Here is a 14,000-nt window from a genome sequence, read left to right as displayed (position 1 = left end):
CTCTTCCCGGTGTTCCTGGGACTCGCCATGTCGGGGCACGCTCCTCCGAGAGGCCCTGAGGCCGGTAGCTGCGCGGAACAGCAATCGTACGACGCACGTATTCCGGCGGCCGCGTGCCACCCTGTCGACCATGGTCGTCACCCGCTCCGCCGCCCTCTTCCTCCTCGCCGCCCTCTTCGAGATCGGGGGCGCCTGGCTCGTCTGGCAGGGCGTGCGCGAGCACAGGGGCTGGGCGTGGATCGGCGCGGGCGTCATCGCCCTCGGCATCTACGGCTTCGTGGCCACGCTCCAGCCGGACGCCGAGTTCGGCCGCATCCTCGCCGCGTACGGCGGCGTCTTCGTCGCCGGGTCCCTCGCCTGGGGCGTGGTCGCGGACGGCTACCGCCCCGACCGCTGGGACGTGACGGGCGCCCTGATCTGCCTCGCCGGCATGGCCGTGATCATGTACGCCCCGCGGGGCCGCTGAACGGCCCGCCTATTCTGACGGGAAGACCGGCGGAGCCCGCCGCGTTGTTCCCACCACCAGCCACGTCTGCCCGAGGAGCGCACATGACCGCCGCCGCCCACCGCATCGCGATCGTCACCGGCGCGAGCAGCGGCATCGGCGCCGCCACCGCCCGCGGTCTCGCCACCGCCGGGTACCGCGTCGTCCTCACCGCCCGCCGCAAGGACCGCATCGAGGCGCTCGCCGCGGAGCTGACCGAGGCCGGGCACGACGCGGTGGCGTACGCGCTCGACGTCACCGACCGCGCCGCCGTGGACACCTTCGCGACGGCCTTCAAGAAGGTCGCGGTCCTGGTGAACAACGCGGGCGGCGCGCTCGGCGCGGACCCCGTGGCCGCCAGCGACCCCGCCGACTGGCGCCAGATGTACGAGACGAACGTCATCGGCACGCTGAACGTCACGCAGGCCCTGCTGCCCGCGCTCACCGCGAGCGGCGACGGCACGGTCGTGGTCCTCTCCTCCACCGCGGGCCACGGGACGTACGAGGGAGGCGGCGGGTATGTCGCCGCCAAGCACGCCGAGCACGTCCTCGCCGAGACCCTCCGCCTGGAGATCGTCGGCACCCCGGTCCGCGTCATCGAGGTCGCCCCCGGCATGGTCAAGACGGACGAGTTCGCGCTGACCCGCTTCGGCGGCGACGCCGAGAAGGCCGCGAAGGTCTACGCGGGCGTCGCCGAGCCGCTCACCGCCGACGACGTGGCGGACACGATCACCTGGGCGGTGACCCGTCCCCCGCACGTCAACATCGACCTCCTGGTGGTCCGCCCGCGCGCCCAGGCCTCCAACACCAAGGTGCACCGGGAAGCGTGACGATGACGCTCCCGGGCGACGACCCCGGCACCCCCGCCTACTCCGCCGACTCCAGCGACCCGCTCGAACGCCTCACGCACGAGCACGAGTCCCGCCGCCTCGCCGAGGAGAAGAAGAACGAACGCATGGTGTGGTGGTACCTCGCGTACTTCCTCTTCGGCATCCACCTCGTGGCGTTCGTCATGATCTACGCGGTCACCCACGCCAAGTAGGCGCGGGGCCGGCCGGAGAGGCGGCGGCGGGCCGTCCTCAGCCCTTCACGCAGATGACCTGCTTCAGCTTCGCCACGACCTCCACGAGGTCGCGCTGCTCGTCGATGACCTGCTCGATCGGCTTGTACGCGGCGGGGATCTCGTCCACCACGCCGGAGTCCTTGCGGCACTCCACGCCCCGCGTCTGCTCCTCCAGGTCCCGCGTCGAGAAGCGGCGCTTCGCGGCGTTCCGGCTCATCCGGCGGCCGGCGCCGTGCGAGGCCGAGTTGAAGGACGCCGTGTTGCCGAGGCCCTTCACGATGTACGAACCGGTCCCCATGGAGCCGGGGATGATGCCGAACTCCCCCGACCCGGCGCGGATCGCTCCCTTGCGGGTGACCAGCAGGTCCATGCCGTCGTACCGCTCCTCGCTGACGTAGTTGTGGTGGCAGGAGATCTCCTGCTCGAACGTCGGCCGGGCCTTCTTGAACTCCTTGCGGATGACGTCCTTGAAGAGCGCCATCATGATCGCGCGGTTGTTCTTCGCGTACTCCTGGGCCCAGAAGAGGTCGTTGCGGTACGAGGCCATCTGCGGGGTGTCCGCGACGAAGACCGCGAGGTCGCGGTCGACGAGGTCCTGGTTGTGCGGGAGCCGCTGCGCCACGCCGATGTGGTGGTCGGCCAGCTCCTTGCCGATGTTGCGGGAGCCGGAGTGCAGCATCAGCCAGACCGATCCCGACTCGTCCAGACAGAACTCGACGAAGTGGTTGCCGGCTCCGAGCGTGCCCATCTGCTTGGTGGCGCGTTCGCGACGGAACCTGACCGCCTCCGCGACACCCTCGAACCGCCCCCAGAAGTCCTCCCAGCCCGCCGTCGCCAGGCCGTGGAAGCGTCCCGGGTCCACCGGGTCGTCGTGCATGCCGCGCCCCACCGGGATCGCCTGCTCGATCTTCGACCGCAGCCGTGAGAGGTCACCCGGAAGGTCGTTCGCGGTCAGCGACGTCTTGACCGCCGACATGCCGCAGCCGATGTCGACGCCGACCGCCGCCGGGCAGACCGCGCCCCGCATGGCGATCACCGAGCCGACCGTCGCGCCCTTGCCGTAGTGCACGTCCGGCATGACGGCCAGGCCCTTGATCCAGGGCAGCGTCGCCACGTTCCGCAGCTGCTGCATGGCCGAGTCCTCGACCGTGGCCGGATCCGTCCAGAGCCGGATCGGTACCTTTGCCCCGGGCACCTCTACATACGACATAACATCCTCATTCCCCCGTAATCCACTACAAGCCTAGAAGCGCAAATACCGGAGCCAAGGTCAACGAAAAGGGTGACGGACCGGCGTCCACGGCAGTGCGTGCGATACACATTGTCTCCACCGGTCGCCCACCAGCGGCAACCCAATATCCAGGCACAGCCAGGCGAGAGGAGCCATCACGGTGCAGCGGAAGGCCAAGGCCTGTCTCCCCGGTGTCGCCGCCCTCCTCGCGGTGATCCTGACCGGCTGCACCAGCGGGTCGGGCCTCGGCGACGACAGCGACGACTCCAAGCCGGGCAGCGGCGGCAGCTCCACCGCCCCGGCCCAGCCCGGCAAGTACCGCACGCTCCCCGAGCCCTGCGGCGAGGTCGACCACGGCACCCTCGACGCGATGCTGCCCGGCATCCCGGAGATCGCCGACACCGAGCAGCGCGAGAAGGCGTACGAGGGGACGCCGACGGTGACGTACGACACCGACCGGCGCGTGGGCTGCAACTGGAAGGTCGAGTCGTCCGGCGCCTCCCACCACCTCCTCGTCGACTTCGAGCGGGTCGTCTCGTACGACGGGACCGTCAGCGACGACGCCCGCGCCGCGGAGGTCTACGCGTCGAAGCTGAAGGAGGCGGGGCTCCCCGTGCCCGCCGGCTCCTCGTCCCGCGACGAGGACGACGGCGACGACTCCACGGAGGGGTCCGGCGACTCCGCGTCCGGCGACACGGCGCAGGGCGGCAAGAAGGGCAGAGCGGACGACGGCAAGGGCAGGGACGAGGACGGAGACAAGGACAAGGGCTCGAAGAGTGGCGAGGACGACGTCGAGGCGGACGGCACCGGCGCCTCCGAGCCCGCCACCCCGCCCCCGGGGCTCGAACCCCGCACCCTCTCCGACCTGGGCGACGAGGCCTTCCTCGACGACGCCCTGACCACCGCCGCGTCGGCCTCCCGTCACCGCACCGTGACTGTGGTGTTCCGCACGTCCAACGTCATCGTGACCATCGAGTACGACGAGCAGCCCGGCCGCCGCACGGATGTCCCCGACAGCAAGGAAATGCAGGACAAGGCCCAGGATCTGGCCGACAGCCTGGCCGGCGAGTTCGACGAGTAGCCCCCGGCCGGCGCGGGCACGGACGGGCGTCCCGCTCCCCCGAAGCGGACCGCCCGTCGCCCCATGCGCGTACCGTGGCCCCTCGGACCCGACGACGTCACGAGACGAACTGGACGTCACGAGACGAACAGAGTGAAGGAACCATGCACCGACCTGCACAGCGAAAGCGACAGCTCCGCAGCCGCCTCCTCGTCTGCGCGGCCGCCGTACCGGTGATCCTCGTCGCCGGCTGCTCCTCCGACTCCGGCTCCGACTCCGGATCCGACAAGGCCGGCAAGGGCTCGGGCACGAAGTCCTCGGCTCCGGCCAAGGGCGGCGACAAGGCCGCGAGCGTGGAGAAGGCCGCCTACGCCAAGCTCCCCGAGCCCTGCGAGGTCCTGTCGAAGAAGACGCTCGAGGACCTGGTGCCCAAGGCGAGGGACAAGTCGGGCAAGGCCGGCACGTCCAGCGACACGGCGCTGCGCGGCAGCTGCTCCTGGGACAGTCTCGACAACAACGGCGTGGACGGCTCGCAGTTCCGCTGGCTGCGCGTCTCGCAGCTGCGCTTCGAGTCGGACGCCTCGCTGGGCAGCGGCGCGCAGCGCGCGCAGGACAACTTCGCCAAGCAGGTCGAGGACGCCAAGGCGACCAAGGACGCCAAGGGCGTCAAGACGGAGCCGGTGCAGGGCGTCGGCGAGCAGGCGACGCTGGTGCGGTACGACCTGAAGAAGGACAAGGACACCTTCAAGCAGCAGACGTTCGTGGCGCGCGTGGAGAACGTGGTCATCACGGTCGACTACAACGGCGCGGGCCTCGCCGGCGACGACTCCCCTGACGCGGGCAAGCTGTCGAAGGACGCGCAGAAGGCGGCGAAGGAGGCCGTGGACGCGGTCGTCTCCGCCAACAACGGTGGCGGCAAGGCGTCTTCGGGTGCGAGCGGCAAGCCGAAGGGCGACGACGCGAAGACCGAGGACTCCAAGAAGGACGACTCGAAGAAGGACGACTCCAAGTCCGACGACTCGAAGTCCGACGACTCCAAGGACAAGAAGAAGGACACCAGCAGCAAGTCCTGACCCGGCGAGGGCGGCGCCGACCGGCGCCCCCGGCAGGCGAGTTGACGGAGCCCGGCCCCCGGTGGGCCGGGCTCCCGGCGTACCGCCCCACGGCCTTGTGCACGCATGTGCCAGGCTGTCGCTCGCAACAAGCCGACACAGGCCTTGAACAGGGAGGGGTTCGCGGGTGGCCGCGATGCAGCTGACACGCACGCACCGGATACTCATCGGAGTGGTCGTCTCCGGAGCGGTCGTCATCGCCGGGATCGGCTTCGCCGGGTCCTACGCGGCCGTGCGCGAACTCGCCGAGGAGAAGGGCTTCGGCGACTTCTCGGCGGTCTTCCCCATCGGCGTCGACGCGGGCATCTGCGTCCTGCTCGCCCTCGACCTCCTGCTGACCTGGCTGCGCATCCCCTTCCCGCTGCTGCGGCAGACGGCGTGGCTCCTCACGGCGGCGACGATCGCCTTCAACGCCGCCTCCAGCTGGGGCGATCCGCTCGGCGTCGCCATGCACGCGGTGATCCCGGTGCTGTTCGTGGTCGCCGTCGAGGCGGCCCGGCACGCGGTGGGCCGGATCGCGGACATCACCGCCGACAAGCACATGGAGGGCGTGCGCCTCACCCGCTGGCTGCTCTCCCCCGTCCCCACCTTCAAGCTGTGGCGCCGCATGAAGCTGTGGGAGCTGCGCAGCTACGAGCAGGTCATCAAGCTCGAACAGGAACGCCTCGTCTACCAGGCGCGCCTGCAGGCCCGGTTCGGCCGTGCCTGGCGCCGCAAGGCGCCGGTCGAGTCGCTGATGCCGCTGCGCCTGGCGCGCTTCGGCGTCCCGCTCGCCGAGACCGCCCCCGCCGGGCTCGCCGCGGCGGGCATCGAACCGGTGCTGCTGCCGCCCGCCCCGGCCCCGGCGGCGCAGACCGCCGAGGAGCCCCGGCAGCAGCTGACGGCCGCGCCCGCACCCGATCCCGAGCCCGCCGAGCCCGCCGAGCCCGAGGCCCCGGAGGACCCGGCGCCCGGCCCCCAGGAGGAGACCCTCCCGGTGGGCAACCACGCGAGCCCCTGGTTCGCGGCACACAACGCCAGTTACGCCCCCGTCGCCCCGTACGACGAGTGGTACGCGGAGCAGGAGCGGCAGCAGGCGACGCCGCCCGGGGAGCAGCAGCCCCCGCAGGCGTACGAGCAGGAGCACCCCCATGTGCCCGAGGGCGGCGCGCCGCCCGGCCCGACCGACGAGGACCTGTACCAGGTGTTCCGTCAGTCGATAGACGGCGAGGGCATGCCGACGCCGGGCACCTTCGCGGCGAACGCGGAGGCGGCCTACGGCCTGCGCCTCCAGTCCCGCGAGCTGAACAACTACATGGACCGCTTCTCGGCCCGCCTGGAGAACGAGTTCGTGGAAGACCACATCGCGTAGAGCAGCCGCTTTCGGTGCGCGGGACCGTCAGGTGCGGGACTTGTGCCGGTGCTTCGACGTCTCCCCGTAGAGGGCGAGCGCCGCTCCCGCCACGAAGAGCGCGGCGTACAGCGGTGTGGGCAGGTCCCACCACTTGTGCAGCATGCCCCAGGGGCCGTCGCCGAACGTCCGTCCCGCGACGCCCAGGGCGCCCTGGATTCCGACGATCCAGCCGACGATGCCGATGATTTCTCTCATACGTCCATGATCGGCGGCGGTTCCGGGGCGCGCGTCCTGCCTCCGGCCGAATCCGCGGTAGTCCGAAGGATGCACCGCGCACGGCGAAGGCCCCGTTCCTGCTGGAACGGGGCCTTCGCCGTGTCATCGGGTCCGCCGGGCGGACCCTAGGCGGCGAGCAGCTTGCGGACCCGGTCCGCCCCCACCGCGAGCAGCAGCGTAGGCAGGCGCGGGCCGGTCTCGCGGGTGACGAGGAGGCGGTACAGCAGCGCGAAGAACGTGCGCTGCGCCACCTTGATCTCGGCCGGGAGCTCCTTCGCCGTCGCGTCCGCCGAGAAGCCCGCCTGCACCTTCGGCACGCCGTACACGAGGTGGGTGAGGCCGTCGAGGGACCAGTGCGAGTCCAGGCCCTCCAGGAGGAGGCGGAGCGAGTCGCGGGCCGCGTCGTCCAGCGAGGCGAGCAGCTCCGTGTCCGGCTCGGAGCGGACGATGGTGCGGGCCTCGGCCGGGACCTGGGTGGTGATCCAGTTCTCGGCGCGGTCCAGGCGCGGCCGGGTCTCGTCCAGGGACGTGATCGGGTCGGACGGGTCGAGGTCGCGCAGGATGCGCAGCGTCTGGTCCTCGGCGCCGGCGGTGATGTCGGCGACGGAGGCCAGCGTGCGGTACGGCAGCGGGCGCGGGGTCCGCGGCAGCTCACCGGCGGCGGTGCGCACGGCGCGGGAGTGCGCGGCGGCGTCGGCGGGCAGCACGGAGCCGTCGGCGACCTTGGCCTCCAGCTTGTCCCACTCGTCGTAGAGCCGCTGGATCTCCTGGTCGAAGGCGATCTTGAAGGACTGGTTGGGCCTGCGGCGCGCGTACAGCCAGCGCAGCAGCGGCGCCTCCATGATCTTCAGGGCGTCGGCCGGGGTCGGCACGCCGCCCTTGGAGGAGGACATCTTCGCCATGCCGGAGATGCCCACGAAGGCATACATGGGGCCGATGGGCTGCACGCCGTCGAAGATCTGCCGGACGATCTGGCCGCCGACGACGAACGACGAGCCGGGCGAGGAGTGGTCCACGCCGGACGGCTCGAAGATGACGCCCTCGTACGCCCAGCGCATCGGCCAGTCGACCTTCCAGACCAGCTTGCCGCGGTTGAACTCGCTGAGCCGGACCGTCTCGCCGAAGCCGCACGCCGTGCAGGTGTAGACGAGCTCGGTGGTCTCGTCGTCGTACGAGACGACCGTCGTCAGGTCCTTCTCGCACTGCCCGCAGTAGGGCTTGTACGGGAAGTATCCGCCGGTGCCGCCGCTGCCGTCGTCCTCGCTCGCCGCGCCGGAGCCCTCCGCGGCCTCCAGCTCGGCCTCGTCGACGGGCTTCTGCTGCTGCTTGCCCTTGCCCTTGCCCTGCTGCCCGGCCTTGGCGGGGTCCTTCTTGGTGCGGTACTGGTCGAGGATGGCGTCGATGTCGCCGCGGTGCCTCATCGCGTGCAGGATCTGCTCGCGGTAGGCCCCCGAGGTGTACTGCTCGGTCTGGCTGATGCCGTCGTACTCGACGCCGAGCTCGGCGAGCGCCTCGGTCATCGCGGCCTTGAAGTGCTCGGCCCAGTTCGGGTACGCGGAGCCGGCCGGGGCCGGGACGGAGGTCAGCGGCTTGCCGATGTGCTCCGCCCAGGAGTCGTCGATGCCCGCGACGCCCGCCGGGACCTTGCGGTACCGGTCGTAGTCGTCCCAGGAGATCAGGTGGCGGACCTCGTACCCGCGGCGGCGGATCTCGTCGGCGACGAGGTGCGGGGTCATGACCTCGCGGAGGTTGCCGAGGTGGATCGGGCCCGAGGGGGAGAGACCGGAGGCGACGACGACGGGTTTGCCCGGGGCACGACGCTCCGACTCGGCGATGACCTCGTCCGCGTAGCGGGAGACCCAGTCGGTGGTATCGGTGCTCTGAGCTGCCACGATCGGCACGTCCTCTTGTTTCCTCGAAGTTCCTGGAATCCGGCGTACGCCATTGTCCCAGACGGCGGGACCCGGTCCGGGGTTGCGCCCGGCCGTCTTTATGGAGGAGAAACCGCCGTCGGGCTCATGGGACACTCGAAGGGCACCTTCACGCACTCCATTTACGCGGATCGCGGACCCACGCGGATCCCGCGGACTCACGAGAACGGAAGCTCATGGCCCCGGTCACGTCCCTCACCGCCTCCGTCCACCAGCGCCTCGCGGACGCCCTCTCGGCTGCCCTGCCGGAGGCCGGTTCCGCGGACCCGCTGCTGCGACGCAGCGACCGGGCGGACTTCCAGGCCAACGGCATCCTGGCGCTCGCGAAGAAGCTGAAGGGCAACCCCCGCGAGCTGGCCACGCAGGTCGTCGCGGGGATCACCGCCCCCGACCTGATCAAGGACATCGAGGTCTCGGGCCCCGGCTTCCTCAACATCACGGTCACCGACGCCGCGATCACCGAGAACCTCGCGGCGCGGGCGGCCGACGGCGACCGGCTCGGCGTGCCGTTCGTGGAGCGGCCCGGCACGACGGTGATCGACTGGGCCCAGCCGAACGTGGCCAAGGAGATGCACGTCGGCCACCTGCGGAACTCCGTCATCGGAAACTCCGTGGTGAAGATCCTCGAGTTCACCGGGGAGAACGTGATCAGCCGCCACCACATCGGCGACTGGGGCACGCAGTTCGGCATGCTCGTGCAGTATCTGACCGAGCACCCCACCGAGCTCGACCACGGCGACGACGCCGACGGCGAGGCCGCCATGTCCACCCTCAACCGCGTCTACAAGGCCTCGAAGGTGCTCTTCGACTCCGACGAGGGCTTCAAGGCGCGGGCCCGGCGCCGGGTGGTGGACCTGCAGGCCGGCGACCCGGAGACGCTCGCGATCTGGCAGCGGTTCGTCGACGAGTCGAAGATCTACTTCTACTCCGTCTTCGACAAGCTGGACGTGGCCATCCGCGACGAGGACATCGTCGGCGAGTCCGGCTACAACGACATGCTGGCGGAGACCTGCCGCATGCTGGAGGAGTCCGGCGTCGCCGTCCGCTCCAACGGCGCGCTCTGCGTCTTCTTCGACGACGTGAAGGGCCCGGACGGCAATCCGTCGCCGCTGATCGTGCAGAAGTCCGACGGCGGCTTCGGGTACGCGGCCACCGACCTCTCGGCCATCCGCGACCGGGTCTTCAACCTGAAGGCGGACACCCTGCTCTACGTCGTGGACGTACGGCAGTCGCTGCACTTCAAGATGGTCTTCGAGACGGCCCGCAGGGCGGGCTGGCTCACGGACGACGTCAAGGCGGTGCAGCTCGGCTTCGGCACGGTCCTCGGCAAGGACGGCAAGCCGTTCAAGACGCGTGAGGGCGAGACGGTGCGCCTGATCGACCTCCTGGACGAGGCGATCGAGCGGGCGACGGCGGTCGTGCGCGAGAAGAACAACGAGAAGATCGCCCTCACCGAGGAAGAGATCGTCGAGAACGGCAAGCAGATCGGCATCGGCGCCGTGAAGTACGCCGACCTGTCGACGTCGGCGGCGCGGGACTACAAGTTCGACCTGGACCAGATGGTCTCGCTCAACGGCGACACGTCGGTCTACCTCCAGTACGCGTACGCCCGCATCAGGTCGATCCTGCGGCTGCGCGGCGACGCCGCCCCGGCGGCCCACCCCGAGCTGGAGCTCGTCCCGGCCGAGCGGGCGCTCGGCCTGCACCTGGACCAGTTCGCGGCCGTGGTCGCCGAGGCCGCCGAGGAGTACGCCCCGCACAAGCTGGCCGCGTACCTCTACCAGCTGGCGTCGCTGTACACGACGTTCTACGCCGAGTGCCCGGTCCTGAAGGCGGACACCCCGGCGCAGGTCGAGAACCGCCTGTTCCTGTGCGACATCACGGCGCGGACGCTGCACCAGGGCATGGCGCTGATGGGCATCAGGACGCCCGAGCGCCTCTGAGGCCGCTTCCGGGGGTGGCGGCCGCTACCCCCGGAGCGCGTTCCCCAGCCGCCGCAGTCCCTCGGCGATCTCGTCGGGGGACTGCGTCACGAAGCAGAGCCGCAGGGTGGAGCGGTCCGGCTCACCCGCGAAGAACGGCGCCCCCGGCACGTACGCCACGTCGTGCGTGACGACACTGCGCAGCAGCTCCGTCGTGTCGTACCCCTCGGGCAGCTTCGCCCACACGAACATGCCGCCCTCCGGCCGGATCCAGCCGGACCCCTCCGGCAGCGCCCCGCCGAGCCCGGCGAGCATCGCGTCGCGGCGCTCGCGGTAGATCCCGGCGACACGGGCGACGTGCGCGTCCAGGTCCCGGTCGGCGAGGTAGCGCGCGGCGGCGAGCTGGTTGACGGTCGGCGTGTGCAGGTCCGCGGCCTGCTTGGCGACGACGCAGGCCCGCAGCAGCGCGGCGGGCGCGCGCAGCCAGCCGAGGCGCAGACCGGGCGCCATGACCTTGGAGAAACTGCCGAGGAGTACGGTGCGGTCCGCCGCCCCCGGATACGTGGCGATCCACGGGACGCGCTCGCCCTCGAAGCGCAGCTCGCCGTACGGGTCGTCCTCGACGATCCACACCCCGCGCCGCCCGGCGACCTCGGCGACCGCCGCGCGCCGCTGGGCGGGCAGGGTGCGGCCGGTCGGGTTCTGGAAGGTGGGGACGGTGTAGAGCAGCTTGGGGCGGTGCAGGGCGACGAGTTCGTCGAGGGCGGCCGGGTCGATGCCCGCCGCGTCGCAGGGCACGGGCACCACGCGCGCGCCCGCGAGGGCGAAGGCCTGAAGTGCCGCCAGATAACAGGGGTTCTCGACGAGGACGGTGTCGCCGGGCTCGATCAGCGCGGTCGCGAGGAGCGAGAGGGCCTGCTGCGATCCGGTGGTGACCAGGATGTCGTCGGCGCCGGTCGGCAGTCCGCGGGCGGCGGCGCGCGCGGCTATCGCGGTACGCAGCGCGGGCTCGCCCTCGGTCGTCGAGTACTGCAGCGCCCGCTCGGGCGTCTCGGCGAGCACCGCGCGGAAGGCGGCCGCGATGCCCTCGCCGTCGAAGAGGCCGGGGGCGGGCAACCCGCCCGCGAAGTTGATGACTTCGGGCCGGGCGGTGACCGCGAGGATGTCCCGTACCGGCGAGCCGCCGACCGCGGCGGCGCGCGCGGCGAACGGCGGCAGGGGGGCGGCGGTACGGGCTGGCTCGGTGACGGTCACGGCGACGGCTCCTTCGGCTCGGATGGCTCTGCCCGCACCCTAAGCACGTGTTTGCCCTCTACACGTGCCGTTCCGGGATGCGGACGGGACCGTACCGGTACCGCCGTCACTCCGGGGACCGCCCTCACTCCAGGGACCACCGTCACGACATGGGCTCAGCCGTCCTGCAGTTGCCGCTCCCACTTCACCGCGCCGGGCGGCCAGCCGTAGGTGGGGCGTCCCGCCTTGCCGCTCGTGCGGAACGGCTTGCTCTGGTCGTCGATGCGGGCCACACCGTGCCGTTTGCCGCTGGACCACCGCAGTTCGAGGTACCAGCGGACGTCGTGCGACGCGACACCGGCGTTGATGTAGAAGACCTCGGGGTCGTTCTCGCTGACCTTGTACGGGAAGTCGCGCTGGCCCGCCCTGGGGGTGACGCGGGGCGCCGCGTCGTCGAGGTCGACGCCGAAGGACTTGGTGGAGACGTCGCCGCCGCAGCCGGTCGCCAGCTGGAAGTTGTTCCAGGCCAGCGGCGCGCTGGTGCTCTGCACGCGGACGTCCATGCCCTCGAGGACGACCGTCTCCTTGCCGAGGCCCTGCACGGTGACTTCGATGTACTGGCTGCCGGACGCGACGGCGCCGAGGTCGCCGACCCAGCTGGAGGTGTCCTGCGGGGCGGCGGGCGGCTGCGGCACCTCGGCGGCCTTGCGGTTGACGAGGAAGTCCCTGCCGCAGGGGTCGTCGTAGGCGTACGGCCTGGTGCGCGTGCTCACCATGTCGAAGTTGCCCTGCGCGCCACCGGACGCGGGCCCCTTGCCGCTCCGGGCGGAGTCGGGCACCGGACCGCCCTTCTTCGAGGGCGAGTTGGAGGGGGCCCCGCTGCTCTTGGCGTCGCTCTTGTCCTTGTCCTTGTCCTCGCCCTTGCGCTTGTCCTTGCTCTCGGCCGCGCTCCGTGACGCGGACGGGGCGCCGCTCGGACCCGACGAGACGGCCTTCTCGGCGCTGCTCTTGTGCCCGTCGTCCCCGGCACCGTTCATCGCGAGGGCGATGGAGCCGATCCCGACGACGGCGGCGACGGCGGCCGCGAGGACGAGGGTCTGCCGCTTGCGCGAGGGACGGGGCGCGTCATCGGAGCCGGACTCAGGGTCGGAGTCGGAGTCGGCCGGCGCCGAGTCCGAAGGGGCTTGAGCCGCAGGGCCGTTGGGGCTGTCGGGTCGTGACGCGCCGGACGTGGGCGCCTGCTTGGCGGGGGCGGGAGATTCCGTCTTGCGGCCGCGGTCCGCGTCGGCCAGGATCCACCGCCGGTGGACCTCCACCAGCTCCTCCGGCGCCGCCTTGCAGAGGCGCGCGAACCGTTCCAGCGGGGCGAACTCGGTGGGCACCGCGTCGCCGTTGCAGTAGCGGTGCAAGGTGGACGTACTCATGTGGAGCCGCTTGGCCAGCACCCCATAGCTGTGCCCCGACCGCTCCTTGAGCTCCCGAAGCAGCTCCGCGAGCGACGCCATCTCTGCCCTCCCCCATTCCAGTCAGTCGTTCCAGGGCGGTGCCGTATGCCCTGGCCAGAGCCGTTACGAACGTTCCGGCGTCCCCAACTCCCCCGCGCCCGTGGCGGCTGGGACGGTGCACCGCACAGGCTGTCGTCATCCAAGCATGCCGTTCACGGCACTCGTCACGAAGGATCAGCCATGTTCCGCACCAGTACCGTTACGAACACCCGTCACGCCCTCGCACTCCGCGCGGCCGCGGCCACCGTGATCACCCTCGGCACCTTCTCCCTGACGGCCTGCGCGGACGGCACCGGCACCCGGGACGAGGGCGCGGCGACGTTCGCGGCACGGACGGCTGCCCAGCACAGCACGGAGTCGCCGCCCGCCACCAACCGGCGCACCGCGGGTGGCGGGAAACCGGTCACCTGCACCGGCGCGCGGGTCGAGGTGAAGGTCACCGAGGTCCCGCGCCCCGTGAACCACCTCCTGATCACCGTCACGAACACCGGCACCACCCCCTGTCACGCCTACGGCGCCCCCTACCTCCGCTTCGACGACGCGCAGGCCCCCGCCGGCACCGACACCGGCACGGTGCCGCAGGCGGTCGTCACGATGGAGCCCGGCGGGTCGGCGTACGCGGGCGTCACGACGTCGGCGGCCGACGGCGGCGGGAGGCACGGCCGCACCGCGCACCGGCTCGGCGTCCTCTTCGCCGCCCGGTCGACGCACGGCAGCGTCGGCAGGGAGGCGGTCGCGAAGCTGCCCGCGGGCGGCGTCCACGTGGACGACACGGTCACGACCACCTACTGGCAGACGTCGCCGGAGGCCGCGCTGACCCGGTGACCGCGCACGCCCTGCCGGCCCGGGA

Annotated in this window: 13 protein-coding genes; 8 read left to right on the top strand and 5 right to left on the bottom strand. The window is 71.4% G+C overall.

What is annotated here, in order from left to right:
• Positions 1-130 precede the first annotated feature (130 nt).
• The 3 genes from ACZ7DY_RS05210 to ACZ7DY_RS05200 all read left to right on the top strand — a co-directional run bounded on the left by ACZ7DY_RS05210 (position 131) and on the right by ACZ7DY_RS05200 (position 1,526).
• Complete coding sequence (locus ACZ7DY_RS05210; protein ID WP_471130349.1) at positions 131-466, top strand: YnfA family protein; 336 nt, start codon at positions 131-133, stop codon at positions 464-466.
• Positions 467-549: 83 nt separating this feature from the next.
• Entirely contained in the window at positions 550-1,314 is a 765-nt protein-coding gene (locus ACZ7DY_RS05205; RefSeq protein ID WP_471130346.1) for an SDR family NAD(P)-dependent oxidoreductase, read from the top strand.
• Positions 1,315-1,316: 2 nt separating this feature from the next.
• On the top strand, positions 1,317-1,526 hold the full coding sequence (locus ACZ7DY_RS05200; RefSeq protein ID WP_471132307.1) for a hypothetical protein: 210 nt from the start codon (positions 1,317-1,319) through the stop codon (positions 1,524-1,526).
• A 37-nt stretch (positions 1,527-1,563) separates the two neighbouring features.
• Here the strand turns inward: ACZ7DY_RS05200 and ACZ7DY_RS05195 are convergent, their stop codons facing one another.
• Positions 1,564-2,757 carry an RtcB family protein gene (locus tag ACZ7DY_RS05195; protein ID WP_471130343.1) on the bottom strand — a complete coding sequence of 398 codons (1,194 nt, stop codon included), beginning with the start codon at positions 2,755-2,757 and terminating at the stop codon, positions 1,564-1,566.
• A 181-nt stretch (positions 2,758-2,938) separates the two neighbouring features.
• Here ACZ7DY_RS05195 and ACZ7DY_RS05190 point away from each other — a divergent pair, with 181 nt between their 5' ends.
• The 3 genes from ACZ7DY_RS05190 to ACZ7DY_RS05180 all read left to right on the top strand — a co-directional run bounded on the left by ACZ7DY_RS05190 (position 2,939) and on the right by ACZ7DY_RS05180 (position 6,301).
• Entirely contained in the window at positions 2,939-3,859 is a 921-nt protein-coding gene (locus ACZ7DY_RS05190) for a DUF3558 domain-containing protein (protein WP_471130341.1), read from the top strand.
• Between the two features lie 143 nt (positions 3,860-4,002).
• Complete coding sequence (locus ACZ7DY_RS05185; RefSeq protein WP_471130338.1) at positions 4,003-4,911, top strand: DUF3558 family protein; 909 nt, start codon at positions 4,003-4,005, stop codon at positions 4,909-4,911.
• A gap of 175 nt (positions 4,912-5,086) precedes the next feature.
• Complete coding sequence (locus tag ACZ7DY_RS05180; protein ID WP_471130335.1) at positions 5,087-6,301, top strand: DUF2637 domain-containing protein; 1,215 nt, start codon at positions 5,087-5,089, stop codon at positions 6,299-6,301.
• Positions 6,302-6,328: 27 nt separating this feature from the next.
• Here ACZ7DY_RS05180 and ACZ7DY_RS05175 read toward each other — a convergent pair whose 3' ends face one another.
• Together ACZ7DY_RS05175 and lysS are read right to left on the bottom strand one after the other, a co-directional pair.
• A complete protein-coding gene (locus tag ACZ7DY_RS05175) occupies positions 6,329-6,538 on the bottom strand; it encodes a hypothetical protein (RefSeq protein ID WP_471130333.1) in 210 nt (69 codons plus the stop codon).
• 146 nt (positions 6,539-6,684) lie between these two features.
• Entirely contained in the window at positions 6,685-8,460 is a 1,776-nt protein-coding gene (gene lysS, locus ACZ7DY_RS05170) for a lysine--tRNA ligase (protein WP_471130330.1), read from the bottom strand.
• A gap of 206 nt (positions 8,461-8,666) precedes the next feature.
• Between lysS and argS the strand changes: the two genes are divergently transcribed.
• The gene (gene argS / locus ACZ7DY_RS05165; RefSeq protein ID WP_471130327.1) at positions 8,667-10,433 is read left to right on the top strand and encodes an arginine--tRNA ligase; all 1,767 of its coding nucleotides are present in this window, start codon (positions 8,667-8,669) and stop codon (positions 10,431-10,433) included.
• 24 nt (positions 10,434-10,457) lie between these two features.
• On the opposite strand, the gene ACZ7DY_RS05160 is transcribed toward argS, so the two are convergent.
• Both ACZ7DY_RS05160 and ACZ7DY_RS05155 read right to left on the bottom strand, forming a co-directional pair.
• Positions 10,458-11,666 (bottom strand): aminotransferase-like domain-containing protein, encoded by a 1,209-nt coding sequence (locus ACZ7DY_RS05160; RefSeq protein WP_471130324.1) that lies wholly within the window; start codon positions 11,664-11,666, stop codon positions 10,458-10,460.
• A gap of 155 nt (positions 11,667-11,821) precedes the next feature.
• Entirely contained in the window at positions 11,822-13,150 is a 1,329-nt protein-coding gene (locus ACZ7DY_RS05155; protein WP_471130321.1) for a helix-turn-helix domain-containing protein, read from the bottom strand.
• Between the two features lie 180 nt (positions 13,151-13,330).
• On the opposite strand from ACZ7DY_RS05155, the gene ACZ7DY_RS05150 reads away from it, so the two are divergent.
• Positions 13,331-13,975, top strand: a complete 645-nt coding sequence (locus ACZ7DY_RS05150) for a DUF4232 domain-containing protein (RefSeq protein WP_471130318.1) — start codon at positions 13,331-13,333, stop codon at positions 13,973-13,975.
• Positions 13,976-14,000 lie beyond the last annotated feature (25 nt).

It is taken from the genome of Streptomyces sp. NPDC037013 (assembly GCF_055607265.1).
Note: the sequence above shows the minus strand (reverse complement) of the source record. Positions and strands in the feature narration are given on the sequence as shown.

Excerpts from the sequence above, each read along its gene's own strand:
- ACZ7DY_RS05210 (WP_471130349.1), top strand. The coding sequence starts at position 131 with ATGGTCGTCACCCGCTCCGCCGCCCTCTTCCTCCTCGCCGCCCTCTTC.
- ACZ7DY_RS05205 (WP_471130346.1), top strand. The coding sequence starts at position 550 with ATGACCGCCGCCGCCCACCGCATCGCGATCGTCACCGGCGCGAGCAGC.
- ACZ7DY_RS05150 (WP_471130318.1), top strand. The coding sequence starts at position 13,331 with ATGTTCCGCACCAGTACCGTTACGAACACCCGTCACGCCCTCGCACTC.
- ACZ7DY_RS05200 (WP_471132307.1), top strand. The coding sequence starts at position 1,317 with ATGACGCTCCCGGGCGACGACCCCGGCACCCCCGCCTACTCCGCCGAC.
- ACZ7DY_RS05185 (WP_471130338.1), top strand. The coding sequence starts at position 4,003 with ATGCACCGACCTGCACAGCGAAAGCGACAGCTCCGCAGCCGCCTCCTC.
- argS (WP_471130327.1), top strand. The coding sequence starts at position 8,667 with ATGGCCCCGGTCACGTCCCTCACCGCCTCCGTCCACCAGCGCCTCGCG.
- ACZ7DY_RS05155 (WP_471130321.1), bottom strand. The coding sequence starts at position 13,150 with ATGGCGTCGCTCGCGGAGCTGCTTCGGGAGCTCAAGGAGCGGTCGGGG.
- ACZ7DY_RS05175 (WP_471130333.1), bottom strand. The coding sequence starts at position 6,538 with ATGAGAGAAATCATCGGCATCGTCGGCTGGATCGTCGGAATCCAGGGC.
- ACZ7DY_RS05195 (WP_471130343.1), bottom strand. The coding sequence starts at position 2,757 with ATGTCGTATGTAGAGGTGCCCGGGGCAAAGGTACCGATCCGGCTCTGG.
- ACZ7DY_RS05180 (WP_471130335.1), top strand. The coding sequence starts at position 5,087 with ATGCAGCTGACACGCACGCACCGGATACTCATCGGAGTGGTCGTCTCC.